We start from the raw sequence: 24,042 nt of genomic DNA, 5'->3' as shown, positions 1-24,042 counted from the left end.
ATGCATATCCTGTTTCGGGAAGGTCATGGGCTGGAGGAGGGCGAGCAGGCGGTCGATCCCGGCGGCACGCCCGCCGATATCCTTTTTCTATCGTTTTCCGACAGTGACCTGAGTGCTGCTGCGGCGGCGACGCTGCCGGCTGATTTCCCAAGCGTAAGGCTGGAGCGGATTTCCCGCTTCCTGCATCCGCTCTCGGTCGATCTTCTGTGCGAGCAGCTGGTGGCGAAGGCCCACGTCGTCGTCATCCGCCTGCTCGGCGGTATCGACTATTGGCGCTACGGCATCGAAGAGATTGCGGCGACCTGCCGGGCGAATGGTATTCCGCTCGCCGTGCTGCCGGGCGACGGGCGCGGCGACGATCCGAAGCTGGCCGCTATTTCCACCATGGATGCCAAAGCGCGCCTCGCCATCGACCGCTGCCTGCGGGAGAGCGGCGCCGACAATCTTGCCCGCGCTTTTCAGGGGGTGGCCCATGCCGCCGGGCTTTGGCCGGATGTGCCTGCGACGGCGCAAGCGCTGCCAGCTTGCGGTCTATTTGGGCAAGCGCAAGGCGCACCCGATGCGGTGATCCTGTTTTACCGATCGCATCTATTGGCGGGGGAGACCGCGCCGGTTTCCGCGCTCGCTGATGCCCTGGCCGAGCGTGGATTGGGTGTTCGTGCGCTTTATGTGGATAGTCTGAAGAACCCCGACGCTGCTGCCTTCGTCCGTGACTGGCTGATCGCCTGGAAGCCGTCCGTCATCCTCAACCTCACCGGGTTTTCGGCGCGGCTGGGTGACGCGCCTTCGCCGCTTGAAGCGGGCAATTGTCCCATTCTGCAATGCGTGCAGGCAGGATCGTCCCGGTCCGCCTGGGATGCTTCGGCGCGTGGCCTGTCCCAGGCCGATCTCGCCATGCAGGTCGTGCTGCCGGAGGCTGACGGCCGCCTGCTGACGACGGCGATTTCCTTCAAGGAACGGGACGAGACGGGTCAGGCCCGTCTGATGCCGGATAAGGATGGCATTGCCCTCGCGGCCGACCGTGCTGTCGGCTGGGTGACGCTCGCCGAAACGCCTGCGGCGGACCGACGCCTGGCCGTGATTCTGTCCGACTATCCGGCGGCGGCAGGGCCGACCAGCCATGAACTCGGCTATGCCGTGGGGCTGGACAGTCTCGCCAGCGTCAGCGTCATTCTGCACCGGCTGTCCGACGCGGGTTACGAGACCGGCGGCGATCTTGCCCCTGTCGATCTGGCGGCGCTGGCGCGCCGAGAGGTGCTTGTCCTTGGCAATATCCGCATTGCGGTGCAGCCGGATCGCGCTGCCTCGGCAGATCGCAAGACGAGCTATCATGACCCGGACGCGCCGCCCTCGTCCGATTACATCGCCTTCTACGATCGGCTGCGGACCGAGGTTCACGCGCTGATCCATCTCGGCACGCATGGCACGCTGGAATGGCTGCCGGGCAAGCCCGCAGCGCTCTCGGCCGATTGCTGGCCGGTTCGGCTGACGCGCGGTCTGCCGGTGATCTATCCCTTCATCGTCAATAATCCGGGTGAAGCCGCGCCCGCCAAGCGGCGCCTGGGTGCCGTCACCATCGGTCATCTGACGCCGCCTTTGCAGCGCGCGGGGCTGTCCGGCCGTGCCGAAGGGTTGGAAAGGCTGATTGACGAATTCGCCGCCGCCGACGGGCTGGATCGGCGCCGTGCCACTTCGCTGGAGGTAGAAATCCTCACCGAAGCGCGTGCCACTGGCCTGCTTGCCGAAAGTGGCGCGCGGCTGGAGGAGGAGGGTGAGGACGCGGCGCTGGCCAAGCTCGACGCCTATCTATGCGACGTGAAGGATATGCAGATCCGCGACGGGCTGCATGTCTTCGGCCAAGCCCCGGCACCGGCGCAGCGTGCCGGTCTGGTCGCGGCGCTGGTCGCCGCAAGCCCGGATATCGCACCCGAAATTTTGGCCGCTAAGCTGGATAGCTGTGCGGTGGCGGAGATGGGCGCGTTGCTGGCGGCGCTGGATGGGCGCTTCATCCCGCCCGGCCCGGCCGGCGCGCCGACGCGCGGCCGCGCCGACGTGCTGCCGACTGGGCGCAATCTTGTCACCTTCGATCCGCGCCTGATCCCGACAAGCTCGGCCATGCAATTGGCCGAGAAGGCGGCGCGGGCGCTGCTCGCCCGCCACCGGCAGGAACAAGGGGATTGGCCGCGTGCTCTGGTCATCGATCTTTGGGGCAGTGCGACGATGCGGACGGGCGGGGAGGATTTCGCCCTCGGCCTGATCCTGCTTGGTGTGAGGCCGCTATGGGATAGCGGCACCGGGCGGGTGAACGGGTTTGAGGTTCTGCCGCTGGCCGAGATCGACCGCCCGCGTGTCGATGTCTCCCTGCGCATTTCCGGCCTGTTCCGGGACGCTTTCGCGGGGCAGATCGCTCTGTTCGACCAGGCCGTGCGGGCGGTCGCAGGTCGCGACGAGCCCGCAGACCTCAATCCCCTTGCAGGCGCGCTGGGCGCGCGCGTCTTCGGGCCGCAGGACGGACGTTACGGGTCCGGCGTCGATCTGTCCGGCAGCCGGGTGGAGATCGCGCGGGGTTATGCGGCAGGTTCGACTGCCATGGATGGTAGCGACGAGGATTTTTCCGGTCGGATCGCGGCGGCAGATGGTTTCGTCCATGCCCAGGATCATTCGGAAACGGATATTCTCGAAAGCCCTGACTATGCGGCGCATGAGGGCGGCTTTGCCGCCGCCGCCGCGTCTCTGGGCGCATTGCCCGCGCTGTATCATCTCGACACCGCCAATCCTGATGCGCCGAAGCTGCGCACCATCGCCGAGGAAATCCGTCGCGTGGTGCGCGGGCGGGCGGCCAATCCGCGCTGGATCGCGGGGCAGATGCGGCATGGCTTTCGCGGTGCCGCCGACATCGCCCGCGCGGCGGAAAGCCTGACCGGATTCGCGGTCACGCTGCCGGACCGCTTCGACGCGCAATTCGATCTGCTGTTCGACGCGACGCTGGGCGATGAGGCGGTCGCGTTGTTCCTGGCAGCCGAAAACCCCGCCGCTCTGGCGGCGATGCAGCGCCAGTTCAACCGTGCTTTGTCCGAGGATCTATGGCGGCCGCGTCGCAACAGTCTTTCGGTGCTTGCCACGGAAGCCGTCGAATGACCGATGCGGACCTGATCCGTGGTTGGTGCCCCAGCCTGTTCCGGCCGATGGAATCGGGGGACGGCTGGCTGGCGCGCGTGCGGCCTGTGGCGGGCGTGATCTCCGCCGGTCTCGCGCTCGCGGTGGCTGACGCGGCGATCCGCTTCGGCAATGGCATTATCGAGGTCACGAACCGCGCGAATATCCAGATCAGGGGCCTGAAACCGACAACGATCGCGCCCTTCACCGCTGCCATCGAAGAAGCCGGCGGCGCGGCGGGCGAGGGGTTTTTGGGTCTCATCTCCCCGCTTCTGGGTGCCGACCCGACCATGGCGCCGGATACGGCGGCGGTGATGGAAGCGGTCAAGGCAGCGCTGGTGGCTCTTGATCGGGTAGGTCCGCGGAACAAATCCGCGGATGACGATAGTGCGAGGGACGATCCTGCGGAGGATGATAGCGCGGATGCCGAGCGAAAGGCGCCTTGCGCGCCCCCAGCCGTCGCCCGCGGGCCTGACCCGCGGGTCTACCCGTTCGGGCGCCCAGACAATCTCCCCGCCAAATTTGGCATCGTCATCGATGGCGGCGGGGCCCTGCAGCTGACCGGCATCAGCCTCGACGTCACCATCCGCTTCGTCCAAGGCCTATGGCAGGTGAACGGCGAGGCCTGTGCGCCCGAGGACATCCCGGAGCGCGTGCAGGCTCTGGCGGGTCATACGACCCGTGTCACCACCCGCACAGGTCCCGCGCCGAAGCCCGGCTATCACGCGCAGAGCTTCACCCTTGTCATGCCCGCCTTCGGCCAGATGACGGCCGAGGCTTTCGCCGGTCTCGCCCGTCTCGCGCAAAGCCAGGGCGACGGCAATCTGCGCCCGACGCCCTGGAAAAGCCTCTGCATCGCGGGCGTCGCGCCCGAAGACGCGCCGCCGCTTCTACGTCAGGCGGAACGGCTTGGCTTCATCACTGGCCCCGATGACGGCCGACTGTCGATCACCACCTGCGCCGGCGCGCCTGCCTGTATCCGGGGCGAGGTCGAAACGCACCCAGCCGCCGCCGAACTCGCGCGTCATCGGCAAGCCGGCGATTCGCGGATTCACCTCTCCGGCTGCGTGAAAGGCTGCGCCCATCCGGGGGCCGCGCCCATCACGCTGGTCGGTCGCGCGGGGAGATTCGACCTCATTCGCGACGGCCGAACCAGCGATATGCCTTCCATCCGTCATCAGACCCTGGCGCAAATCGCGGCGCTAGGGCAGAGCCTGCCGTCATGACCGACCGTTACGACTATATCCGTGAAGGGGCCGCCATCTATGAGCGTTCCTTCGCCATCATCCGGGCCGAGGCCGATCTCTCCCGCTTCTCGCCAGCCGAGAGCCGCATTGCCGTCCGCATGATCCATGGATGCGGCATGGTGGAGATCGCGGACGCGATCCAGTTCGGCGTGGGCTTCGCGGAAGCCGGACGGGCCGCTTTGCTGGCCGGTGCGCCGATCCTATGCGATTCCAAGATGGTCGCCCATGGCATTACCCGCGCGCGGTTGCCGGCGGGGAATGAGGTGATCTGCACGCTGGATGCGCCGGAAACACCGGGGCTTGCCAAGGCCATCGGCAATACCCGCTCGGCCGCAGCACTCGACCTCTGGGGCCACCGGCTGGCGGGCGCGGTCGTCGCTATCGGCAATGCGCCGACGGCCTTGTTCCATCTGCTGGAACTGCTCGATGCCGGGGCGCCGCTGCCGGCTGCCGTCATCGGCCTGCCGGTGGGTTTCGTCGGCGCCGCTGAATCCAAGGACGCGCTGCGGGCTGACGGCCGCTTGCCCTATCTGATCGTCGAAGGCCGACGCGGCGGCAGCGCCATGGCGGTCTCGGCCGTCAATGCGCTGGCGAGTGACGCCGAGTGACCCCCGGTCGCCTGATTACGCTCGGCATGGGGCCGGGTGACCCGGACCTCATCACTGTCAAAGCCGCGCGCATTCTGGGCGCGGTGCCGGTTATCGCTTTCTTCGCCAAAGCCGGAAAGCAGGGCCATGCCCGTGCCATCGCCAGCACCTATCTGCGGGACGGCGTGGCGGAGTTGCGGTTCGACTACCCGTTGACGGTCGAAATTCCCCATACCGATCCCCGCTATATCGACGCCATGACGGCTTGCTACGATCAGGCTGCCGAGGCCATTGGCGCGCGCTTGGCGGCCGGGCAGGACGTGGCGCTGCTGTGTGAGGGCGACCCCTTCTTCTACGGCTCGTCGATGTATCTGTTCGACCGGCTGCGCGAGCGCTTCGCCATGGAGGTGGTCCCCGGCGTGCTGGGCATGACCGGTTGCTGGGCGCAGGCTCAGGCGCCGATGACACATGGCGATGACGTGCTTTCGGTGGTGCCCGGCACCATGCCGGAAGATCAGCTTATGGCAGCACTGGCGCGCACGGATGCTGCCGTGATCATGAAGCTTGGTCGCAACCTCGCCAAGACCCGTCGCGTGCTGACGGCTTTGGGCCGCGCCGACCGCGCGATCTATGTCGAGCGCGGCACCATGGCCGATAGCCGCATCCTGCCGCTGGCCGAGATCGCGGATGGCGCCGCGCCGTATTTCTCGATGATCCTCGTCCCCGGTCGTCAGGGTCAGCGATGAGGGCCACCAAACCCGTCTTGCGCGCATTCGTTGCGCGCATCTACCCGAATGGGCGGCAGGACGCTGTGTGGGCGCCTGACCGGGTGCGCCCGCGCAACAAGTGCGCGGGTGACGATAGCAGGCATCGCCAGCGATGAAGGGTGCGCTCTACGTCATCGGCCTCGGTCCTGGCGACGCTGGGCTGGTGACGCCGGAAGCCTCGGCCGCGCTGGCCCGTTGCACCGATGTCTTCGGCTATTTCCCCTATGTCGCTCGCGTGCCGGAACGCCCCGGTCTGACGCGCCATGCGTCCGACAATCGGGAGGAGATTGCCCGCGCCAGGGCCGCCCTGGTTTGTGCAGCCTCAGGCGGCCGCGTCGCCGTCGTTTCGGGTGGTGACCCTGGCGTTTTCGCCATGGCGAGCGCGGTGTTCGAGGCGGTCGAGAGCGGCCCGGCCGAATGGCGGGCGCTGGATATTCAGGTTCTGCCCGGCATCTCGGCCATGCTGGCCGCCGCCGCGCGTGTCGGCGCGCCCTTAGGTCATGATTTTGCTGTTCTTTCTCTTTCAGACAATCTGAAGCCCTGGGATCTGGTTTTGCATCGCGTCCGCGCTGCGGCCTCGGCCGGCTTCGCGCTCGCGCTCTATAATCCCATCTCCCGCGTGCGGCCCTGGCAATTGGGCGCGGCGCTGATGGCGTTGACCGAGATTCTGCCAAGCGAGACGCCAGTGATCTTTGCCTCCGCCGTGACAAGACCGGACGAGCGGATCGAGGTCCTGACCCTCACGGAAGCCGCTGGCGCGCCGGAACGCGCGGATATGCGGACCATGGTCATCATCGGCACGGCCGAGACGCGGCGCATCGCGCGCGGTAATGGTCATTCCGACTGGATTTACGCGCCACGCTCCGTCGGACCTCTTCCCGCATGACGGGCGATCCAGGCCAGCGCCTCGGCCGGGGTTTCCACAATCTCGCCCGGCGGCGGGGCCTGGCGCGCGACCATGATGACGGGCAGACCAAGCGCGCGGGCAGCCGCCAACTTGCCATCCGCGCCGCCGGAATTCTTCGTCACAAGCACCTGACTTTGCTTGATTGTCATCAACGCTCGTTCAGCTTCGGCGTCGAACGGCCCGCGACCGGTGAGGATTTCCACGCGCGGCGGCAGCAACGCCATATCCGGCGCATCGACGCTGCGGATGAGATAGTCGTGCTGCGGCGCCAGGTCCCGGAAGGGCAGCAGATCCTGCCGGCCGATGGTCAGGAAGACGCGCTTCGGTTGCGCGCCAATGGCCTTGGCGGCTTCGGTGACACTCGGCACCACGCGCCAGTCATCGCCCAAGCCAGCCAGCCAAGGGCCGCGCTGCAATATCAGACGGGGAAGACCTGCAATCTCAGCGGCTTGCGCGGCATTGTTGGAGATACGGTTGGCGAAGGGATGCGTCGCGTCGATCATCAGATCGACCTTTTCCGCCCGGAGAAAGCCAGCCAGCCCGTCGACGCCGCCGAAACCGCCGATGCGATGCGGAATGGGTGGCAGAACCGGCGACAGGGTCCGACCGGCGAAGGACAGCACCGGAGAAATCCAATCCTGATCCGCCACCAGCCGGGCGAGACCGGATGCTTCGGTTGTGCCGCCCAGGATAAGAACCCGCAATGGTAAGGCTTGTGCCATGGCTGGTGATTGTCGGCATCGGCGAGGACGGTGTCGAGGGGCTGACGGCTGCCGGCCGGGCTGCGCTGACCCAGGCGGAGATCGTGGCTGGCGGGGAGCGTCACCTGAATCTCGCGGCCTCGCTGATCGGGGAGACCGAGGCCTATACTTGGCCGAGCCCGATTACCGATGCCGTGCCGATCATCGCCGCCTGGCGCGGACGGCGGGTAGTGGTGCTGGCCTCGGGTGACCCTTTCTGCTTCGGCATGGGCTCGCTGCTCGCCAAGCAAATACCCGTCGGTGAAATCCGCACCATTCCGGCGCCGTCTGCGTTCAGTCTGGCGGCCAATCGGCTCGGCTGGGCCTTGCAGGATATCGCGACGATTTCCTTCTGCGGACGCCCGCTGGAAGCCATTCGCCCGCTGCTGCAACCCAAATCCCGCATCCTGGCGCTCTCGGCCGATGCCAGCACACCCTCCGCGCTCGCCGCCCTGCTGACGCGCTGGGGCTTTGGCGATACCACCATCCGGGTCTTGGAACAGATCGGTGGCAGCCAGGAAGATTCGTTCAGTTTCAAAGCGTCACGCGGTTTTCATGATCCGATCTCGGCGCTGAACCTGATGGCGCTGGAGGTTGTGGGCGGTCCCGCTCTGCCACTCAGCCCTGGTCTGGACGAGGATTGGTTTGAGACGGACAGCCAGATCACCAAACGGGAGGTCCGTGCGCTGACCATCGCCGCCCTCGGCCCCCGGCGCGGCGAATTACTATGGGATATCGGTGCGGGCTCAGGCTCCATCGGCATCGAATGGATGCTGCGCCATCCGGCCAATCGGACCATCGCCATCGAGACGCGGGCGGATCGCGCGGCACGCATCACGCGCAACGCCGTCAACCTAGGTGTGCCGGCACTGATCCTGCGGCAGGGCCACGCGCCGGACGCATTGGACGGCTTTCCGGTGCCGGACGCCATTTTCATCGGCGGCGGGGCAGCCAATCCCGCCGTGACGGAGCTTTGCTGGTCGGCGCTCAAGTCCGGCGGGCGCCTCGTCATCAATGCGGTAACGCTGGAGACTGAGCGTGCGGTGCTGGGTCTGCATGCGCGCTGGGGCGGGCGGCTGACGCGTATCGGGATCGAGCGGCTGGAACCGCTGGGCGGGATGCAAGGCTTCGCACCTGCTCGTACAGTGCTTCAATATCGGGCGGTAAAACCATGATCGTCGCGGGTATCGGTTGCCGCACAGGTATCTCGGCCCAGGCCATCATTCAGGTGTTGGAGGATGCCGCAGACCTCGGCTTCGACAAGCCGGACCTGCTGGCCGTGCCGGAATTCCGCAACGGCGAGGCCGGCATTCTGGAAGCCGCCCAGACTTTGGGCCTGCCGATCCTGTGGATCGCCAAATCCGACCTGAAGGGTGAGCAGGGCCGTTGCCTGACGCGGTCGCGCAGGGCGGAGGCCGAGGTCGGGCTTGCCTCCGTCGCCGAAGCAGCCGCGCTGGCGGCCGCCGGTCCGTCCGGGCGGCTGGTTCTGCCGCGCATTTCGGCCGGTGGTGTCACCTGCGCCCTGGCCGAAGGGAAAGTCCATTGACGGTCTATTTCATCGGCGCCGGGCCAGGGGCGGCGGATCTGCTGACGCTGCGCGGACGGGACATTCTGGCCCGCTGTCCGGTCTGTCTATTTGCCGGGTCCATCGTCCCGCGCGCCATGCTGGCGCATTGCCCGGCGGATGCGCTGCTGGTCGATACCGCGCCGATGAACCTGGACCAGATCACCGAGGCATACGCTTTAGCGCATGAAGCGGGACAGGATGTCGCGCGGCTGCATTCCGGCGATCTGTCGATCTACAGCGCCGTCGCCGAACAGACCCGGCGGCTGGATGCGCTCGGCATCCCCTGGGTGATGGTGCCCGGCGTGCCGGCCTTTGCCGCCGCTGCCGCCGCTTTAGGGCGTGAACTGACGGTGCCGGGCCTCGCGCAAAGCCTCGTTCTCACCCGCATGGATGGCCGCGCCAGCCCGATGCCGCCGGGTGAGACGCTGGCTGCCTTCGCCGCGACGGGGGCCACACTCGCCATTCATCTCGCGATCCATCGGCTGGGCGAGATCGTCGATATACTGACCCCGCATTACGGACCAGACTGTCCGGCCGCCATCGTCGCCCGCGCCACCTGGCCGGATGAGCGGGTCATGCGCGGCAAGCTTGCCACGCTGGTCGCTCTGCACGAAGCCGATCCGGTGGAGCGCACGGCGCTGGTGATGGTGGGGCCGGCGATAGACCCCTCGGGGTTCCGCGACAGCGCGCTGTATGACTTCGATTACGTGCGTCGTTTTCGTGGTCAGGCCGGCTGAGGATGCCGGGCGATCAGCTTGCCCGTGCGGTCGAAGATCAGGATATCCAGCGCGATCGGCGCATCGCCCAGCACATCCTGGGCTATGGCATGGGCGCGCTCGGCGATGGCAGCAGCGAGAGGCAGGTTTGCCGCAAGTTCAAAGGCATGCAACGTGGTATTGGCGCCTTCGATTGCACCTGCCAGGGCCTCGTCAGCCCCGATGCTGCGCGCCAGATTAGCGAGGACGGCAGAATCGACCGCGCCGCGTTTGGAATGCAGATCCAGCCGCCCTTGCGCCAGTTTGGTCATCTTGGCCGGCCCGCCCGCGATGGTGACGCGCGGCACCGGATGGCGGCGCAGGTATTTCAGCGTGCCGCCGACGAAATCGCCCATGTCGATCAGCGCGGGTTCGGGCAGGCCGTACAGCGCCTGCACGGCTTCCTCGGACGTTCGTCCCGTCGCGGCCGCGACATGGGGCAGGGCCAGGGCGCGCGCGACATCGATGCCGCGATGAATGCTGTCGATCCAGGCCGAGCAGGAAAACGGAATAACGATCCCGGTCGTGCCGAGAATGGACAGCCCGCCGCGAATCCCCAGGCGCGGATTGAGCGTCTTTTCCGCAAGCCGCTCGCCGTCATCGACGCCAATTTCCACGACCCAATCGCAGGCAATGCCAGCCTCGGCGGAAACTGCTTGCAGCGCTTCCGTCATCATGCGGCGCGGCACCGGATTGATGGCGGGCTCGCCCGGCGGAATAGGCAGGCCGGGCAGGGTGACCATGCCGACGCCGCTGCCCGCGCGGAAGGTGATGCCGCTACCGGCAGCGCCGGGCGAGACCGTCGCGCGGATCAAAGCGCCATGCGTCACATCAGGGTCGTCGCCAGCGTCCTTGACGACAGCGGCCATGGCGGCTTTTGGAAGCAGCTTGGTCGCGGCCAGTGCGAAACCCGCCGTCTGCCCGCCGGGCAGGCGGATGGTGCAGGGGTCTGGGAATTGGCCGGTCAGCAGCGCGGTCGCCGCCGCACGCACGGCGGCGGTGGCGCAAGCGCCGGTCGTCCAACCGCGGCGAAGAGAGGGCGTATCCACACGCCGGAACCTAGAGGGGCCGTGACGGCAAGTCACGGTGGAGAATGGGAATGACGGTCGAGACGGCGCTGACGCGCCTGATGGCACAAGGGCCAAGGCTGGAGCCGGGCCATGTCTGGCTGGCGGGCGCCGGTCCGGGTGATGCCGGGCATCTGACGCTGCATGCGGTCTCGGCTTTGTCCCAGGCCGATGTCGTGCTGACGGATGCGCTGGTCGGGCCCGAGATTCTATCCCTGCTCAAGCCGGACGCGGAACTGATCCATGCCGGCAAGCGGTGCGGCCGCCCGTCTTCCGAACAGGCGAGCATTTCGGCCGAATTGGTCGCCCAGGCCAAGCGTGGGCGCAGAGTATTGAGACTGAAGGGCGGCGATCCCTTCGTGTTCGGTCGTGGCGGCGAGGAGGTTTTGGCGCTCGCCGAGGCCGGCATTCCCTTCCGCGTCATTCCGGGTCTGACGGCGGGTGTTGCGGGTCTGGCGGCGGCTTTCATTCCGGCCACCATGCGCGGCATCAACCAGGCCATCATCTTCGCGACCGGTCACGGCGCCGAATCCCAGCACGCGACGCTGAACTGGGAAGCGATGGCGACCCTGGGCCAGCCTATCGTCCTGTATATGGGTGCCAAGCGCATCGGCACCATCGCGCGTCGGTTGATGGCCGGCGGTATGGGGGCGGATATGCCGTCCGCGCTGATCGTGGGCGCCACGACGCCCGATATGGCGGTCACCGTCACCGACCTCGGCCATATCGCCGAGACGGTGGGTGACGCGGATGAGGAAGCCCCGGCGCTGATCGTTATCGGCCGGATCGTGACCATGCGCGCGCGCATTCTGGACCTCGTCGCCGCGATGGAACCCGAACTCTGCCCCTGATGGCGAAAGGGATCATCCTCGCGGCCCCGCGCTCAGGCTCCGGCAAGACGACCGTGACCCTCGGTCTGGCCGCCGCGCTGAAGGCGCGGGGGCTGACCGTCGCGGTCGCCAAATCGGGGCCGGATTATATCGACCCGGCCTTTCACGCGGCAGCCACCGGACGACCGGTTCTGAATCTCGACAGTTGGGCGATGCCGCCCGAACTGCTGGACGGTCTGCTGGCGGAAGCCGCCAGCGGCGCGGACATCCTGCTCATCGAAGCCTCGATGGGTCTGTTCGACGGCGCCGATGTGGGCGCGGCCCCGGCCGGTGCCTCAGGCCGCGCCGCCGATCTGGCCGCGCGCTATGATCTGCCGGTGGTGCTGGTGACCGATGTCTCAGGCCAGAGCCAGACGGCGGCCGCCGTCGCGCGCGGCTTCATGGGGTTTGAGGCGGGTGTCGATATCGCCGGTATCATCCTCAACCGCTGCGGCAGTCCGAAGCATGATGCCGGCATCCGCCCGGCCATGGCGGCGATCGGCCTGCCGGTCCTGGGCAGCCTGCTGCGCGACAAGCGGCTGACCTTGCCGGAACGGCATCTGGGATTGGTGCAGGCGGAGGAGACGGGCGATCTGGCGTCCCGCATTTCCGAACTCGCGGCCCTTGCGGCCGCGCGCTTCGACCTTGATGCCATTCTGGCGCTTGCCCGACCAATTCGGCCGGCTGCGACCGTCATGCCCGCCGTTCGGCCAACGGGACAGCGCATCGCGGTGGCGAAAGATGCCGCGTTCACCTTCCTTTATCCGCACCTGCTTGCCGGCTGGCGCGCGCAGGGCGCCGAAATCTCGTTCTTTTCGCCGCTGGCGGATGAAATTCCGGATGACAGTGCAAATGCCTGCTGGCTGCCGGGCGGCTATCCTGAATTGCACGGACCGGCACTCGCCGCTGCGCAAGTGTTCAAGAAGGGATTGCAGGCTTTCGCAGAAACGCGACCGGTCCATGGCGAATGCGGTGGCTATATGGTTCTGGGCGCGGTCTTGACGGACGCGGCTGGACAAACTCACGAAATGGTGAGACTGCTCAATCATGCGACGAGCTTCGCGGTGCGAAAAATGCACCTGGGCTATCGTCGCGCCAGGCTGCTGTCTGACAATCCGCTGGGACCTCAGGGCATGCGTCTCCGCGGGCATGAATTCCACTACGCCACCGTCTCAGATCCCGGCGACGACGCGCCTTTCGTCGAACTGGCGGACGCGAAGGGCCTGTCCCTGGGCGCTGCCGGCAGTAGCCGAGGCCTGGTCTCGGGCAGCTTCTTTCACCTCATCGCGCAAGAGGAGTGATCGGTATGATGACGCATACTGGGGATTTCCTTCAGGATCTGCTGCGCAAACTGCCGGGGCCGGATGAAGCGGCAGCGGCCGGCGTCATGCGGCGTCAGGCCGATCTGACCAAGCCGCCGGGCAGTCTGGGACTGCTGGAAGAAATCGTCGCCTGGCTCGCTGCCTGGCAGCGGCGGGAGATGCCGCGCCTCGATCAGGTCGATGTCATCGTCTTCGCCGGCAATCACGGTGTCACTGCCCAGGGCGTCTCACCTTATCCACCCTCCGTCACCGCGCAGATGGTGGCGAATTTCGAGGCTGGCGGGGCCGCCATCAATCAGATCGCCCGCGCGAACGGCGCGGCCTTTTCCGTGGTGCCGCTGATGCTGGATCGGCCGACCGCCGATTTCACGGTCGAGCCGGCGATGACGCCGCTGGAATTCCGCAAGGCGCTGGCGGCCGGCTATGATGCCGTGGTGCCGGGCACGGACCTTCTTTGTCTGGGTGAGATGGGGATCGGCAATACCACGGCTGCGGCCGCCATCTCGGCGGCGCTGTTCGGTGGTCCTGCGCTGCGTTGGGCCGGTCGTGGCACAGGGCTGGATGCGGAAGGCGTGACCCATAAGGCCGCCGTGGTGGAGCGCGCGCTGGCTTTGCACGGTGAAGCGCTGAACGACCCTTGGGAGGTCGCGCGCAGGCTGGGCGGGCGTGAGACCGCCGCCATTCTCGGCGCCGTGCTGGCGGCCCGGCGCCATAGCATTCCCGTGCTGCTGGACGGTTTCGTCTGCTCGGCCGCTGCCGCACCATTGGCGAAGCTGCTGCCGGACGGGCTGGACCATTGCATGATCGGTCATGTCTCGGCCGAGGCCGGGCATCGCCATCTGGTGCAGGAACTGCACCGTCCGGCACTGCTCAATCTCGATATGCGGCTGGGCGAGGGATCGGGTGCGGCGGTTGCCGTTTCCATCTTCCGCGCGGCCGTCGCCTGCCATACCGGCATGGCGACCTTTTCCCAGGCCGGTGTCGCCAATCGCGACTGAACGGGGCGCCCTGTCATGGCGATCCTTGGCGATCTTATCGCAGCCTTCGGGCTGCTGACGCGCCTGCCGCTGCCGAAGGCGCGCAGTGTCAGCCCCATGGCCGCCGGCGTCTGGGCCTGGCCGCTGGCGGGGCTTGTCGTCGGGCTGATCGGTGCGGCCGTCTATAGCCTTGCCTGGCATTGGCATCTCTCGCCCTGTCTCGCGGCCCTTCTGTCCGTCATCGCCATGGTGATCGCGACAGGCGGCTTTCATGAGGATGGGCTGGCCGATAGCGCGGATGGCATCGGCGGCGGTGCGACGGCCGAGCGCCGGCTGGCCATTATGAAGGACAGCCGCATCGGCAGTTTCGGCGCGCTGGCGCTGATTGCGTCCATCGGTCTGCGCGTCGGCGCCCTGGCGCAGATCGCGGACCCCAGATTCGTCTTCCCGGCGCTGATCGTCGCGGGCATGGCCGGCCGTGCCGCCATGCCGGGCGTCGTGCTGCTGTCCAAACCGGCAAAGCCGGGCGGATTGGCGGCGGCGCTGGGGGCTTTGGACCGCAAGCGGGTCTGGGGCGGCTGGGTTATCGCGCTGCTGCTCAGCCTTCTCGCGCTGCACGGTCATCATCTGCTGCCCGTCATCGTGGTGACGATGATCCTGGTGCTGGCGATGGTCGCACTCGGTCGTCGCATGCTCGGCGGCTATACCGGCGACACCTTGGGCGCGACGGAGCAATTGACGGAATGCGCGGTGCTGCTGGTGCTGGCGAGCGCGTCTTAGAGTCTGTCAGGTTTTAATAGATAAGCCGTCATCCGCGCACTCGTTGCGCGGACCTACCCGGCGCGGCGCCCAGACGCCGTGTTGGCGCCTAACTGGGTAGACCCGCGGCATGAAGCCGCGGGCGACAGATTTGGGGGCGTTTCCAACTAAACCTGACAGAGTTTAGGGCTCCGCTGACACCATACGCGCCATGGCGATGAAGCGCTGCAACTGCGGGGAAAGCTGGCGACGGTGGATCATGCAGACCGTAATCTGGGCGTCGCAATCCGCGAGGGATCGAATGGCGATGGCGCCGCCCTGCTCGGCGATGGCGCGCGGCACGATGCCGACGCCCATGCCGGCGGCGGTCATCCCCGTGATGCCGGTGACATTGTCGACATGCAGACCGATGCGCGGCGTAAGGCCTTCCGCCGCGAACAGATCCTGCACGCGTTGACCGAGGCCGAAGCCGGGCTGATCGTCGATCTGGATCAGTTTTTCGGTCGATAAGGTTTGCAGCGATACGCTGCCGGACTGCGCCAGCGGATGACCGATGGGCAGCACCGCCGTCAATTCCGACTGGTAGAAGTCCTCGACCACAAGCTCGCGCGACAGCTGGCCCAGGGGGGCGCGCACGAAGACCACATCCAGCGTTTGTTCCAGCACCTGGTTGATGCTTTCCTCGACGGCGCGGGCGGAGAATTCCAGCGTGATCTCCGGCCAGGCTGCCGAGAAGCGGCGGATCAGCGCCGGCAGCATCGGCTCCGCCATGATGGAGAAGCTGTAGCCGATATCGATGCGCCCGATCTCGCCCCGCCGCGCGCTGCGGGCAACCCGCAGGCTGCGCTGCGCCTGATCCAGCGTCGCGCGCGCTTCCGGCAGCATGGCGGCGCCCGCGGGCGTCAGTTCCACCCCACGGCGCAGGCGACGGAATAGCGGAAAGCCCAGCTCATCCTCCATCGTTTTGATAAGCTGGCTGACCGCAGGCTGGGCGATGCCCAGGCGTTCGGCCGCCTGTCCGAAGCTCAGCAACTCGGCCGCCGTGACGAAGGTACGGAAGTGACGCAGGTCCATGAAGGTGAGATAAGACAAACTTATCGTTTTGACGAGATATTCAGCCTTGTCACTTATCTCAACCAGCGCATTTTGCGCCCATGTCCATCGATAGCTCCGCGTCGTCCCGCTTGGCCCCGCCACTCAACGCGCTGTTCATCAACACAATTCTTCTGGGCGGTTCGGTGGACGCGAAGATCGCCGCCGCTGGTGCGGCCGGATTCGACGCGATCGAGGTCTGGCGTCAGGACGTGGACGCGGCGGGTGGCGTCGCGCCTGTCCGCGCGGCACTCGCCGAACGCGCTTTGGGCCTGATCGATTATCAGGTCCTGCTCGATTTCGATGGCGCAGCGGATGACAAGCGCGCAGCCAAACGGGCCGAGGCGCTGGCGATGCTGGAGACGGGGCGTGCTCTGGGTGCGCATACGCTGCTGGCGCCCGCATCGACCGACAGCGCCTGCGATCCGTCGCGCATTGTGGAGGACATCGGCTGGCTGGCGGACCGTGCGGCGGAGATGGGTATGCGCATCGCCTATGAGCCGATGGCCTGGAGCAAGTATATCCATACATTGCCATCGGCCGTGGAGATTCTGGACGCGGCGAACCGCCCGAATCTTCTTTTTGTCATCGACGCCTTTCATATTTTTGCACGCGAACGCACGGTCGTGGATCTGTCAGGAATTGCGGCGGATCGCATCGCGCTTGTCCAGCTCTCGGACTATGGCAAGCCGATCGCGCCGGGCGCGTATCGGCAGGTGGCGCGGCATAGCCGTCTGCTGCCGGGCGAAGGTGCATTCCCCATCGGCGCGCTTCTCAGAAAGCTTGCAGATATCGGCTACGCCGGACCGATCGGTCTCGAAGTCTTTAACGATGAATTGAAAAGTCTCGATCCTGCAAAAGTCGCGGCGCGTGCGATGCTGGCGCTTCGTCGCAGTGTCGATACGTCTTTCACAAGCGAAGGTGCCAAACCGTGACATCTCCCATTCCGCGTCGCGATCTTCTGGGAACGGCGGCTGCGCTGGTTGGCACAGCGGCGACGCTGCCCGTGAGTGAAGCCGCAGAGATTTCCGGCCATCTGCCCTGGTCGGCGAGTGCGGGAACGCCGCCGCCGGCCGCACCGGCCGAGCCCTATGTTTGGGAGTTCTTCACGGCCGATGAAGCGGCGCTGGTGGGTGCGATCGCCGACCGCATCATTCCCGCCGATGAACTCAGCATCGGCGGGAAGGAAGCCGGCTGCGCCGTCTTCATCGACAAGCAACTGGCCGGTCAGTACGGGCAAGGCACCAATTATTATCTGAAAGGTCCCTATCGCCCCGGCACGCCGCAACAGGGACCGCAGACTTTGGAGACGTTCGCGCAGCGCTATCGCCAGGGCCTCGCGGCCATGGTTGCCTATTGCGCGTCAAAGCATAGCGGCAAGGCCTTCATCGCCCTCTCGGCCGATGATCAGGACGCGCTGCTGCATGAGATGGAGGGCGGCGCCTTCTATACCGGCCCAGTACCCAGCTCGGTCTTCTTCAATCAGCTGATCCAGAATGTCCGTGAAGGCTATTTCGCCGATCCCATCTATGGCGGCAACAAGGACATGGCCGGCTGGAAGCTGCTCGGCTTCCCTGGCGCGCGCTACGATTATCGCGACGTCATCGGCCGCCGCGGCGAAAAGCTTGATCTGGAACCGGTCAGCCTGATGGGCCGGCCCGGCTGGAATCCTGCGTGATGCGCGACCTGTCTTGCGTTTCCTATCCGACTGCACGTGAGGTTACCCAATGGCTATGAAACGCCCCAAGGCCGACGCGGTCATCATCGGTCTCGGCTGGGCCGGTTCCTTGATGGCGAATGAACTGACGCTGGCCGGCCTGAATGTCGTCGCCATCGAGCGTGGCGGCTGGCGCGATACCAGCGGCGATTTCCCGACCAGCATGGATACGGACGAATTGCGCTACGCGACGCGGCGCGAATTGTTGCAGCCGCTGTCTGTGGAAACGATGAGCTTCCGCGATAACCCGAGCCAGTCAGCGCGGCCTTTGCGCGATTTCAATACCTATCAGTTCGGCTGGGGCGCGGGCGGCGCGGGCTCGCATTGGAACGGCATGACCTGGCGCTTCCTGCCGAACGATTTCCAGCTCTATTCGAACACGGTCAAAAAATACGGCGCGAACAAGATCCTGCCGGGCATGACGGTGCAGGACTGGGGTGTCACCTATGACAACCTGGAACCCTTCTACGATAAGTTCGAGCGCCTGGCGGGCACGTCCGGCAAGGCCGGCAATATTCAGGGTGTCATCCAGCCCGGCGGCAATCCCTTTGAAGGCGCGCGCGCACGTGACTATCCGCTGCCGCCGCTGGAACGCACGCAGGCCGCCATGCTGTTCGATGCCGGTGCGAAGGAACTCGGTTGGCATTCCTTCCCCGTGCCGGCCGGCAATACCTCCGGCGCCTATACCAATCCCCTCGGCGTTCACATGGCGCCTTGCACCTATTGCGGTTATTGCGAATTCTTCGGCTGCGGCAACTGGTCTAAAAGCAGCCCGAATGCCTGCATCCTGCCCGCGCTGATGAACCGCCCGAGTTTCACCCTCATCACCGAAAGCGAAGTGATGAAGGTGAACCTGACGCCCGACAAAAAACTGGCAACGGGCGTCACCTATGTCGACAAGTCCGGCCGCGAATGGGAACAGCCTGCCGATATCGTCGTGATCTCGGCCTATCAGATGGACAATGTCCGCCTGATGCTGCTCTCCGGCATCGGCAAACCCTATGACCGTGCCTCGCTGACCGGCGTCGTCGGCCGCAACTATGCGAACCAGACGATTGCGGGCGCCAGCGTCTTCTTCAAGGACGAGCATCTCAATCCCTTCATCGGGGCGGGTGCGCTGGCGCAAGCCGTGGATGATTTCAACAGCGATAATTTCGACCATGCCAATGTCGATTTCATCGGTGGCTCCAACATGCTGATCCATTCCACCAATGGGCGGCCGATCGGCCTCGGCAATGCCGTGCCGCCCGGCACGCCGCGCTGGGGCAGCGCATGGAAGAAGGCGTATCAGGAGAGCTATCAGACCGCGAATTCCATCTACTGCATGGGGTCAAGCACGCCGCATCAGGATGTCTTTCTCGATCTGGACCCGACCTATACTGATCGCTTCGGCCGGCCGCTGCTGCGCGTGACCTATGACTGGAACGAGAACGACAAGCGCATGGCGCATTTCATCGCCGACCGCTCGGTCGAAATGGGCCATGCCATGAAGGCGTCCCTGGTGGTGCGCAGCGAGCCGACGGCAAAACCCTATTCGCCGATGGATAACCTTTCGTCTCACACCACGGGCGGCGCCGTGATGGGCGATGACCCGACAACAAGCGCGATCAACCGCTATCTGCAAAGCTGGGACGTGCCGAATACCTTCGTCTGCGGCGCCAGCGCCTTCGCCAATAACGGCGGCTATAACCCGACCGGCACGGTCGGCGCGCTGACGCTTTGGGCGGCGGAAGCGATCAAGACGAAATACCTGAAGTCGCCCGGCCCTCTTGTGGCGCTGTGAGAGAGGGCGAGAGCATGTTTACCTTTCGCCGCATTGCCCTTCTCGTCATCGCATTGGCCGTTCTCGGCTGCCTGGGCGCGGGCGGACTTTATGCCTTCAATCGCGTCACCTATGCGAACCAGATTGCGGAAACAACTGTGCCGGCGCCGACCGCCGATCAGATCAAGCGCGGCCATTATCTGGCGCTGGCCGGTGACTGCGTCGCCTGCCACACAGCACCCGGCGGCGCGCCCTATGCCGGCGGATTGCAGCTCAATACCGGTTTCGGCATTGTCGCCGCCAGCAATATCACGCCCGACCGCGATACCGGCATCGGCGGCTGGACGACCAAGCAATTCATCCTGGCGATGCATCGCGGCATCGGCGATCACGGCAAGCGGCTTTATCCGGCCATGCCTTACACGGCCTATGCCAAGGTCTCGGACGCCGACCTTACCGATATCAAGGCCTATCTCGATACACTGCCGCCTGTGAACCACGCGGTCATCGCCAATCAGATGCCGTTCCCGTTCAATATCCGCCTGATGATGATCGGCTGGAACATGCTGTTCTTTGATTTCGGCGGGGCCGAATACAAGGCGGACCCGACGCAGACGGCGGAATGGAACCGTGGCGCCTATCTGGTCCAAGGTCTCGAACATTGCTCGACCTGCCATACGACGAAGAATTTCCTCGGTGCCGACGAAGCCGGCAAATTCCTGCACGGTACCGATCTGGACGGTTGGTGGGCGCCGGATCTGACGTCCAATACACGCATCGGCCTCGGCTCCTGGTCCGAAGACGATATCGTCACCTTCCTCAAGACCGGCGCGAATGACCGTATGGTCGCGGCTGGCCCGATGGCGGAAGCGGTGACGAATTCTACCCAGCATCTGACGGTGCCGGACCTGCACGCCATGGCGGTCTATCTCAAGAGCATTCCGGCGTCTGACGATACTGGGCTGACCCCTGTGCCGCCGACCGATCCGCAGATGGTGGCGGGTCGCGCGATCTACGGTGACAACTGCGCCGCCTGCCACGTGCTGAACGCGACCGGCGTGCCCGGCATGGCACCGGCCTTCGTGCTTAGCCCCTCGGTCCAGGCGCAGAATCCGGAAAATATGATCCGCACCATCCTGGCCGGCGGCCATGTCGCGGTGACGGAAACCAACCCGACCGGTGCGGCCATGCCGGCCTTCGACTGGAAGCTGAGCGACGCGCAGATCGCGGCCGTCACCACCTATCTGCGCAATAGCTGGGGCAATGCCGCTGGCCCGGTGACCGCCGATCAGGTCGCCGCCAAGCGCCAGCAGATCGGCGCCCGCGAGAGAAACTAAACCGGCGATGCTGAGGCTAAGGCGAAATCATCTCCGTTCCGTCATGATGAATGATGGCTATGGCTTCGCTTTTCTGCCTTCTCCGGCTTGGGCTTGGCGTGGTCGAGCAACGAGACCTCAACCGTTCCGGCCTGCGGATAGGGGTGGCGGTCGCTGAGCCGCGCATGTTCGGTTCTGCCGGTGGCTTCTGACAATTGTCGGGCGATCAAGGCCGCCTTATCGACGTCGCTGTCGAAGAAGAAGGCGACCCCCGGCCAGCGGTTGGGGTTGGGGGCGATGACGACGGTCGTGACCGTGAAGCCTTCGCGGCGCAGGCGGTCCACGAAGGCCGTCGCTTTTTGCTGCTCATCCGCCGTGAAGCTCAGCCTGACGTTGAAATGCAGATCGACGGCAGCGGAAGCGGGCACGACTTGCGGCGCGGCTGCCGCGACGGTCTTGAGCGGTGCGGGCTGTGCAGCCGGTGCGGCGGGTGGCGGCGGCGCGGGCTTGACCAAAGCCACGACGACAGAGACAGGTTTCGCTTCCGCCAAGGGTGCGGGCGCGGGTGCAACGGTCGTGGCGGAAGCGGGCGCTTCAGGCTTTGGCGCGGCACTTGTCTTTGGCGCTGCCAATTCGGCCTGGGGCTGAGCCGGTTCGGATGGGGCGGCCGGCGGCGGCTTGACCGTTGTCGTGGTCGTGGTCGTGGTCGTGTCGAAGAAGGGCACCTGGGCCGGCGGCGGTGCCGCAACCGGCAATGGCGGCAGCGCTGAGGTTTTTGCGACGGGCTTTGCCGACGTATCAGGCTTTGTCGTCGCATCAGGCTTGGGCATCGTGTCAGGTTTCGGCGTCGCCTCGGCCTGAGGCTGGACGATGGGCTTGGCCGGCGGCGGTGGCGGCGGCGGGGGCGTGACAATCACCGGCGGCGGCACAGGCTTGGGCGGTGCCACCTCTGTCTTGGGCGGTGCCTTAGGACCGACAAGCAGGATTTTCGGCGCGGGGGTCGCGGGTTCGGCCAAAACCGGCTTGGGCTTCACAATAGCCGGTTCGGCCGCACCGGGATGGGATTGGCCGCCTGTTTTGGATGCCGAGCCGAACAAATCCGCCCGCAATCCAGGCTTTGCCCAAAGAACGACCTCCCCGATCGCCACCACCACCAGTGCGGCGATGCCCGCGCGATAGATAGTGCGGCCGGGCCTGCGCTTGGGCATGACCGGTGCCGTCGGTGCGACGGACGCCGGCGGGTCCTGCAAATCTGCGGCCGTGGTCGTCATCAGCCATTGCACGGATGAGGAGCGGTCGCTGTCAGGTGGTGTGGGCGGGTTAGGCGGAGAGCTGGCTGGCACGGAAAATTTCACCTCGAACGGTCAAGCTAATCGTCATCTCGTCTGCTTCTAGTCACGCCAGCGAAATCGTTCCAGATTGAAGCGGCCATTGTCATCAAATTCGACGCCTTCCTTCTCCAGCCTTTGCCGCTGCAAGGCATCGCCGCCGTTGCGCGAGGGGCTGGCCGAGATTTCACCGCGTGCATTGACAACGCGATGCCAGGGAATTTTCGTTCCCGTTCCGAGATTCTGCAGCACATGACCGACCAGCCGGGCGCGGCGCGGCAGACCGGCCATGGCCGCGATCTGGCCGTAGGTCGCGACCCAACCGCGGGGGATGCGGCGGATGACGTCGCAAATTGCCGCCGCCGCTTCATCGCCTTGAACGGGCACGGTTTGAACCGGTTTGGGCTTTGCGGCCGTCATAGGTTCGGGGTGCGCAGATGCCAATCCGTCGCTTGCTGATAGGCCCAGCCGATGCGCAGCACCTCGGCTTCGGCGAAGGGACGGCCGATGATCTGCAGGGACAGCGGCAGGCCGCCGGCCGAAAACCCGTCGGGCAGGGCCAATGCGCAAAGGCCGAGCAGGTTTACCACGCGGGTGAAGTCGCTCGGCGCCGTCGCTTCGTCGACCCCCTCCACCGGGCGCGCGGGATAGCGCGTGGTCGGCGTCAGTAGCGCGTCGACACCCGCCATCGCCGCCAGAAATTCCGCTTGCATCGCGGGGAGACGCCAGAGCAGTTGCAGATAATCCTGGGCCGAGACCTTGCCCGCCATGATCCTGGCCCGGACATGGGGACCCATCGGCCTGGCCGCGTCCTCCGCCAATGACCCATGAAGCGCATAGGCTTCGGCCGCCATCACGACATGGGACAGTCTGGCATAATCCGAAAACGGGCCGGGCAGGCTGATCGGCACAATGGTCGCACCCAGCCGCGCCAGAGTCTCGATGGCAGCCTCGTACGCGGCCGCGACCTCCGCGTCCCACATGTTACCGCTATCGGCTTCGGTGATCCGGCCGAGGCGCAGCGCGGCGATGCCGCGTTTCAGGCCAGGCAAAGGATCCTCGGGCAAAATGCCGAAGGTCATTGGGTCAGCCTCATCCGGCCCCTGCATGGCGCGATACATGATCGCCGCGTCTTCCACGCTACGGGCCAAGGGGCCGGGCGTATCCAGCGTCGGGCTCAGCGGCTCGATCCCGTGATTGCTGATCCGCCCGCGCGTGACCTTCAGCCCGGTCACGCCGTTGAAGGACGCGGGGATTCGCACCGATCCGCCGGTATCCGTGCCGATGGCGAGCGGCGCCAGCCGCGCGCCGACCGCGACGCCCGATCCGCTGGAGGAGCCGCCGGGCGTGTGATGCACATCCATTGCCCAAGGGTTTCGCGGCGTGCCCAGATGGGGATTGGTGCCCCAGCCGCCGAAGGCGAATTCCACCGTATGGACCTTGCCGAGCATGATGGCGCCGGCGGCCACCAGCTTGCGCACCACCTGCGCCGTCTCGCGGGCCGGGCGCCCGAGATGGATCTTGGACCCGGCGGCATAGGGCCTGCCCGCGACCGCGATCAGATCCTTGATGGCGAAAGGAATGCCGTGCAGCGGCCCAAGATCATGCCCGGCCCGCAGCAGGCGGTCCGCGCCTTCCGCTGCCAATCGCGCATCATCGGCATAGAGGTCGATAAAGGCATGCAGCTTGGGGTTAAGACGGGTGATGCGCGCCAATAGCGCGTCGATGGCGTCAACCGGCGAAAAGGCCCGGCTGCGATAGGCTTGGGCAAGCTCTTGGGCGGAAAGCAGGCTCGGATCAGTCAAAACGCCATCCTTCAGGCAGTCGCTGAAGGGCAGGCTGCAGGATGAGCCGGCATTGCGCAAGCTTGGCGGCCTGGGCGGTGTTGTGTAATTCCACGCGGCTTTGGCGTCGTGGAGAGGGATGAGTTGTTCGGCCTTGTCCTCATTCAACCTTTGCCCAGAAAGGTTTTGGAAGGCCATCGTCGAATTTGTTGTAAAGCCGGGAACGATAACATACCTCGGGGATTTCAATTGGGATCCCAACCAATTTCCCGCCCAGTGCATCGTGACGCGGGATGATCTGGGTGCTCGCGCAGCTTTATTCG

General features: G+C 65.8%; 22 protein-coding genes. 16 read left to right on the top strand and 6 right to left on the bottom strand.

Annotation, left to right across the window (positions count from 1 at the left end; all coding sequences use genetic code 11):
• The 5 genes from ACELLULO517_RS06200 (at window position 1) to cobJ (ending at window position 6,643) form a co-directional block, all read left to right on the top strand.
• On the top strand, window positions 1-3,138 hold the full coding sequence (locus tag ACELLULO517_RS06200; RefSeq protein WP_227306432.1) for a cobaltochelatase subunit CobN: 3,138 nt from the start codon (window positions 1-3) through the stop codon (window positions 3,136-3,138).
• Window positions 3,135-4,382, top strand: coding sequence for a hypothetical protein (locus tag ACELLULO517_RS06195; RefSeq protein ID WP_227306431.1), 1,248 nt, complete (start codon window positions 3,135-3,137; stop codon window positions 4,380-4,382). The genes ACELLULO517_RS06200 and ACELLULO517_RS06195 overlap by 4 nt, the downstream gene beginning before the upstream one ends.
• Window positions 4,379-5,011 carry a precorrin-8X methylmutase gene (locus tag ACELLULO517_RS06190; protein WP_227306430.1) on the top strand — a complete coding sequence of 211 codons (633 nt, stop codon included), beginning with the start codon at window positions 4,379-4,381 and terminating at the stop codon, window positions 5,009-5,011. The genes ACELLULO517_RS06195 and ACELLULO517_RS06190 overlap by 4 nt, the downstream gene beginning before the upstream one ends.
• Window positions 5,008-5,736 carry a precorrin-2 C(20)-methyltransferase gene (locus ACELLULO517_RS06185; protein WP_227306429.1) on the top strand — a complete coding sequence of 243 codons (729 nt, stop codon included), beginning with the start codon at window positions 5,008-5,010 and terminating at the stop codon, window positions 5,734-5,736. Before ACELLULO517_RS06190 ends, ACELLULO517_RS06185 begins: the two co-directional genes overlap by 4 nt.
• 133 nt (window positions 5,737-5,869) lie before the next feature.
• Entirely contained in the window at window positions 5,870-6,643 is a 774-nt protein-coding gene (gene cobJ / locus ACELLULO517_RS06180) for a precorrin-3B C(17)-methyltransferase (protein WP_227306428.1), read from the top strand.
• Here the strand turns inward: cobJ and ACELLULO517_RS06175 are convergent.
• On the bottom strand, window positions 6,607-7,386 hold the full coding sequence (locus ACELLULO517_RS06175; RefSeq protein ID WP_227306427.1) for a cobalt-precorrin-6A reductase: 780 nt from the start codon (window positions 7,384-7,386) through the stop codon (window positions 6,607-6,609). The genes cobJ and ACELLULO517_RS06175 overlap by 37 nt on opposite strands.
• Here ACELLULO517_RS06175 and cbiE point away from each other — a divergent pair.
• The 3 genes from cbiE to cobM are packed head-to-tail and all read left to right on the top strand — an operon-like array spanning window position 7,368 to window position 9,708.
• Entirely contained in the window at window positions 7,368-8,579 is a 1,212-nt protein-coding gene (gene cbiE / locus ACELLULO517_RS06170) for a precorrin-6y C5,15-methyltransferase (decarboxylating) subunit CbiE (protein ID WP_227306426.1), read from the top strand. The two genes, ACELLULO517_RS06175 and cbiE, sit on opposite strands and share 19 nt — an antisense overlap.
• A complete protein-coding gene (locus ACELLULO517_RS06165; protein ID WP_227306425.1) occupies window positions 8,576-8,950 on the top strand; it encodes a cobalamin biosynthesis protein in 375 nt (124 codons plus the stop codon). Before cbiE ends, ACELLULO517_RS06165 begins: the two co-directional genes overlap by 4 nt.
• Complete coding sequence (cobM, locus tag ACELLULO517_RS06160; protein WP_227306424.1) at window positions 8,947-9,708, top strand: precorrin-4 C(11)-methyltransferase; 762 nt, start codon at window positions 8,947-8,949, stop codon at window positions 9,706-9,708. The genes ACELLULO517_RS06165 and cobM overlap by 4 nt, the downstream gene beginning before the upstream one ends.
• Here cobM and ACELLULO517_RS06155 read toward each other — a convergent pair.
• Entirely contained in the window at window positions 9,696-10,775 is a 1,080-nt protein-coding gene (locus ACELLULO517_RS06155; RefSeq protein ID WP_227306423.1) for a cobalt-precorrin-5B (C(1))-methyltransferase, read from the bottom strand. The two genes, cobM and ACELLULO517_RS06155, sit on opposite strands and share 13 nt — an antisense overlap.
• Window positions 10,776-10,825: 50 nt before the next feature.
• On the opposite strand from ACELLULO517_RS06155, the gene cobA reads away from it, so the two are divergent.
• The 4 genes from cobA to cobS are packed head-to-tail and all read left to right on the top strand — an operon-like array spanning window position 10,826 to window position 14,741.
• Window positions 10,826-11,644, top strand: a complete 819-nt coding sequence (gene cobA / locus ACELLULO517_RS06150; RefSeq protein ID WP_227306422.1) for a uroporphyrinogen-III C-methyltransferase — start codon at window positions 10,826-10,828, stop codon at window positions 11,642-11,644.
• Window positions 11,644-12,963, top strand: a complete 1,320-nt coding sequence (locus ACELLULO517_RS06145) for a cobyrinate a,c-diamide synthase (protein ID WP_406566243.1) — start codon at window positions 11,644-11,646, stop codon at window positions 12,961-12,963. The genes cobA and ACELLULO517_RS06145 overlap by 1 nt, the downstream gene beginning before the upstream one ends.
• A 5-nt stretch (window positions 12,964-12,968) precedes the next feature.
• Window positions 12,969-13,982 carry a nicotinate-nucleotide--dimethylbenzimidazole phosphoribosyltransferase gene (gene cobT / locus ACELLULO517_RS06140; protein ID WP_227306421.1) on the top strand — a complete coding sequence of 338 codons (1,014 nt, stop codon included), beginning with the start codon at window positions 12,969-12,971 and terminating at the stop codon, window positions 13,980-13,982.
• Window positions 13,983-13,997: 15 nt separating this feature from the next.
• Window positions 13,998-14,741, top strand: coding sequence for an adenosylcobinamide-GDP ribazoletransferase (cobS, locus tag ACELLULO517_RS06135; RefSeq protein WP_227306420.1), 744 nt, complete (start codon window positions 13,998-14,000; stop codon window positions 14,739-14,741).
• A 162-nt stretch (window positions 14,742-14,903) separates the two neighbouring features.
• Here the strand turns inward: cobS and ACELLULO517_RS06130 are convergent, their stop codons facing one another.
• On the bottom strand, window positions 14,904-15,812 hold the full coding sequence (locus ACELLULO517_RS06130; protein ID WP_227306419.1) for a LysR family transcriptional regulator: 909 nt from the start codon (window positions 15,810-15,812) through the stop codon (window positions 14,904-14,906).
• A gap of 62 nt (window positions 15,813-15,874) precedes the next feature.
• On the opposite strand from ACELLULO517_RS06130, the gene ACELLULO517_RS06125 reads away from it, so the two are divergent.
• From ACELLULO517_RS06125 to ACELLULO517_RS06110, 4 genes are read left to right on the top strand one after another with little or no spacing between them, the layout of a single operon-like run.
• The gene (locus ACELLULO517_RS06125) at window positions 15,875-16,747 is read left to right on the top strand and encodes a sugar phosphate isomerase/epimerase family protein (RefSeq protein WP_227306418.1); all 873 of its coding nucleotides are present in this window, start codon (window positions 15,875-15,877) and stop codon (window positions 16,745-16,747) included.
• Window positions 16,744-17,490 (top strand): gluconate 2-dehydrogenase subunit 3 family protein, encoded by a 747-nt coding sequence (locus ACELLULO517_RS06120; RefSeq protein ID WP_227306417.1) that lies wholly within the window; start codon window positions 16,744-16,746, stop codon window positions 17,488-17,490. The genes ACELLULO517_RS06125 and ACELLULO517_RS06120 overlap by 4 nt, the downstream gene beginning before the upstream one ends.
• A gap of 49 nt (window positions 17,491-17,539) precedes the next feature.
• On the top strand, window positions 17,540-19,312 hold the full coding sequence (locus ACELLULO517_RS06115; RefSeq protein ID WP_227306416.1) for a GMC family oxidoreductase: 1,773 nt from the start codon (window positions 17,540-17,542) through the stop codon (window positions 19,310-19,312).
• Between the two features lie 14 nt (window positions 19,313-19,326).
• Window positions 19,327-20,628, top strand: coding sequence for a c-type cytochrome (locus tag ACELLULO517_RS06110; RefSeq protein WP_227306415.1), 1,302 nt, complete (start codon window positions 19,327-19,329; stop codon window positions 20,626-20,628).
• Between the two features lie 41 nt (window positions 20,629-20,669).
• On the opposite strand, the gene ACELLULO517_RS06105 is transcribed toward ACELLULO517_RS06110, so the two are convergent.
• From ACELLULO517_RS06105 to ACELLULO517_RS06095, 3 genes are read right to left on the bottom strand one after another with little or no spacing between them, the layout of a single operon-like run.
• Window positions 20,670-21,950 carry a hypothetical protein gene (locus tag ACELLULO517_RS06105; RefSeq protein ID WP_227306414.1) on the bottom strand — a complete coding sequence of 427 codons (1,281 nt, stop codon included), beginning with the start codon at window positions 21,948-21,950 and terminating at the stop codon, window positions 20,670-20,672.
• A 48-nt stretch (window positions 21,951-21,998) separates the two neighbouring features.
• Window positions 21,999-22,322 carry an MGMT family protein gene (locus ACELLULO517_RS06100; RefSeq protein ID WP_227306413.1) on the bottom strand — a complete coding sequence of 108 codons (324 nt, stop codon included), beginning with the start codon at window positions 22,320-22,322 and terminating at the stop codon, window positions 21,999-22,001.
• 29 nt (window positions 22,323-22,351) lie between these two features.
• Window positions 22,352-23,740, bottom strand: coding sequence for an amidase (locus ACELLULO517_RS06095; protein ID WP_227306412.1), 1,389 nt, complete (start codon window positions 23,738-23,740; stop codon window positions 22,352-22,354).
• Window positions 23,741-24,042 lie beyond the last annotated feature (302 nt).

It is taken from the genome of Acidisoma cellulosilyticum, from assembly GCF_020621385.1.
Classification (GTDB): Bacteria; Pseudomonadota; Alphaproteobacteria; order Acetobacterales; family Acetobacteraceae; genus Acidisoma; species Acidisoma cellulosilyticum.
Note: the sequence above shows the minus strand (reverse complement) of the source record. Positions and strands in the feature narration are given on the sequence as shown.

Excerpts from the sequence above, each read along its gene's own strand:
- ACELLULO517_RS06200 (WP_227306432.1), top strand. The coding sequence starts at position 1 with ATGCATATCCTGTTTCGGGAAGGTCATGGGCTGGAGGAGGGCGAGCAG.
- ACELLULO517_RS06195 (WP_227306431.1), top strand. The coding sequence starts at position 3,135 with ATGACCGATGCGGACCTGATCCGTGGTTGGTGCCCCAGCCTGTTCCGG.
- ACELLULO517_RS06190 (WP_227306430.1), top strand. The coding sequence starts at position 4,379 with ATGACCGACCGTTACGACTATATCCGTGAAGGGGCCGCCATCTATGAG.
- cobJ (WP_227306428.1), top strand. The coding sequence starts at position 5,870 with ATGAAGGGTGCGCTCTACGTCATCGGCCTCGGTCCTGGCGACGCTGGG.
- cbiE (WP_227306426.1), top strand. The coding sequence starts at position 7,368 with ATGGTAAGGCTTGTGCCATGGCTGGTGATTGTCGGCATCGGCGAGGAC.
- ACELLULO517_RS06175 (WP_227306427.1), bottom strand. The coding sequence starts at position 7,386 with ATGGCACAAGCCTTACCATTGCGGGTTCTTATCCTGGGCGGCACAACC.
- ACELLULO517_RS06165 (WP_227306425.1), top strand. The coding sequence starts at position 8,576 with ATGATCGTCGCGGGTATCGGTTGCCGCACAGGTATCTCGGCCCAGGCC.
- cobA (WP_227306422.1), top strand. The coding sequence starts at position 10,826 with ATGACGGTCGAGACGGCGCTGACGCGCCTGATGGCACAAGGGCCAAGG.
- ACELLULO517_RS06145 (WP_406566243.1), top strand. The coding sequence starts at position 11,644 with ATGGCGAAAGGGATCATCCTCGCGGCCCCGCGCTCAGGCTCCGGCAAG.
- cobT (WP_227306421.1), top strand. The coding sequence starts at position 12,969 with ATGATGACGCATACTGGGGATTTCCTTCAGGATCTGCTGCGCAAACTG.
- cobS (WP_227306420.1), top strand. The coding sequence starts at position 13,998 with ATGGCGATCCTTGGCGATCTTATCGCAGCCTTCGGGCTGCTGACGCGC.
- ACELLULO517_RS06125 (WP_227306418.1), top strand. The coding sequence starts at position 15,875 with ATGTCCATCGATAGCTCCGCGTCGTCCCGCTTGGCCCCGCCACTCAAC.
- ACELLULO517_RS06115 (WP_227306416.1), top strand. The coding sequence starts at position 17,540 with ATGGCTATGAAACGCCCCAAGGCCGACGCGGTCATCATCGGTCTCGGC.
- ACELLULO517_RS06110 (WP_227306415.1), top strand. The coding sequence starts at position 19,327 with ATGTTTACCTTTCGCCGCATTGCCCTTCTCGTCATCGCATTGGCCGTT.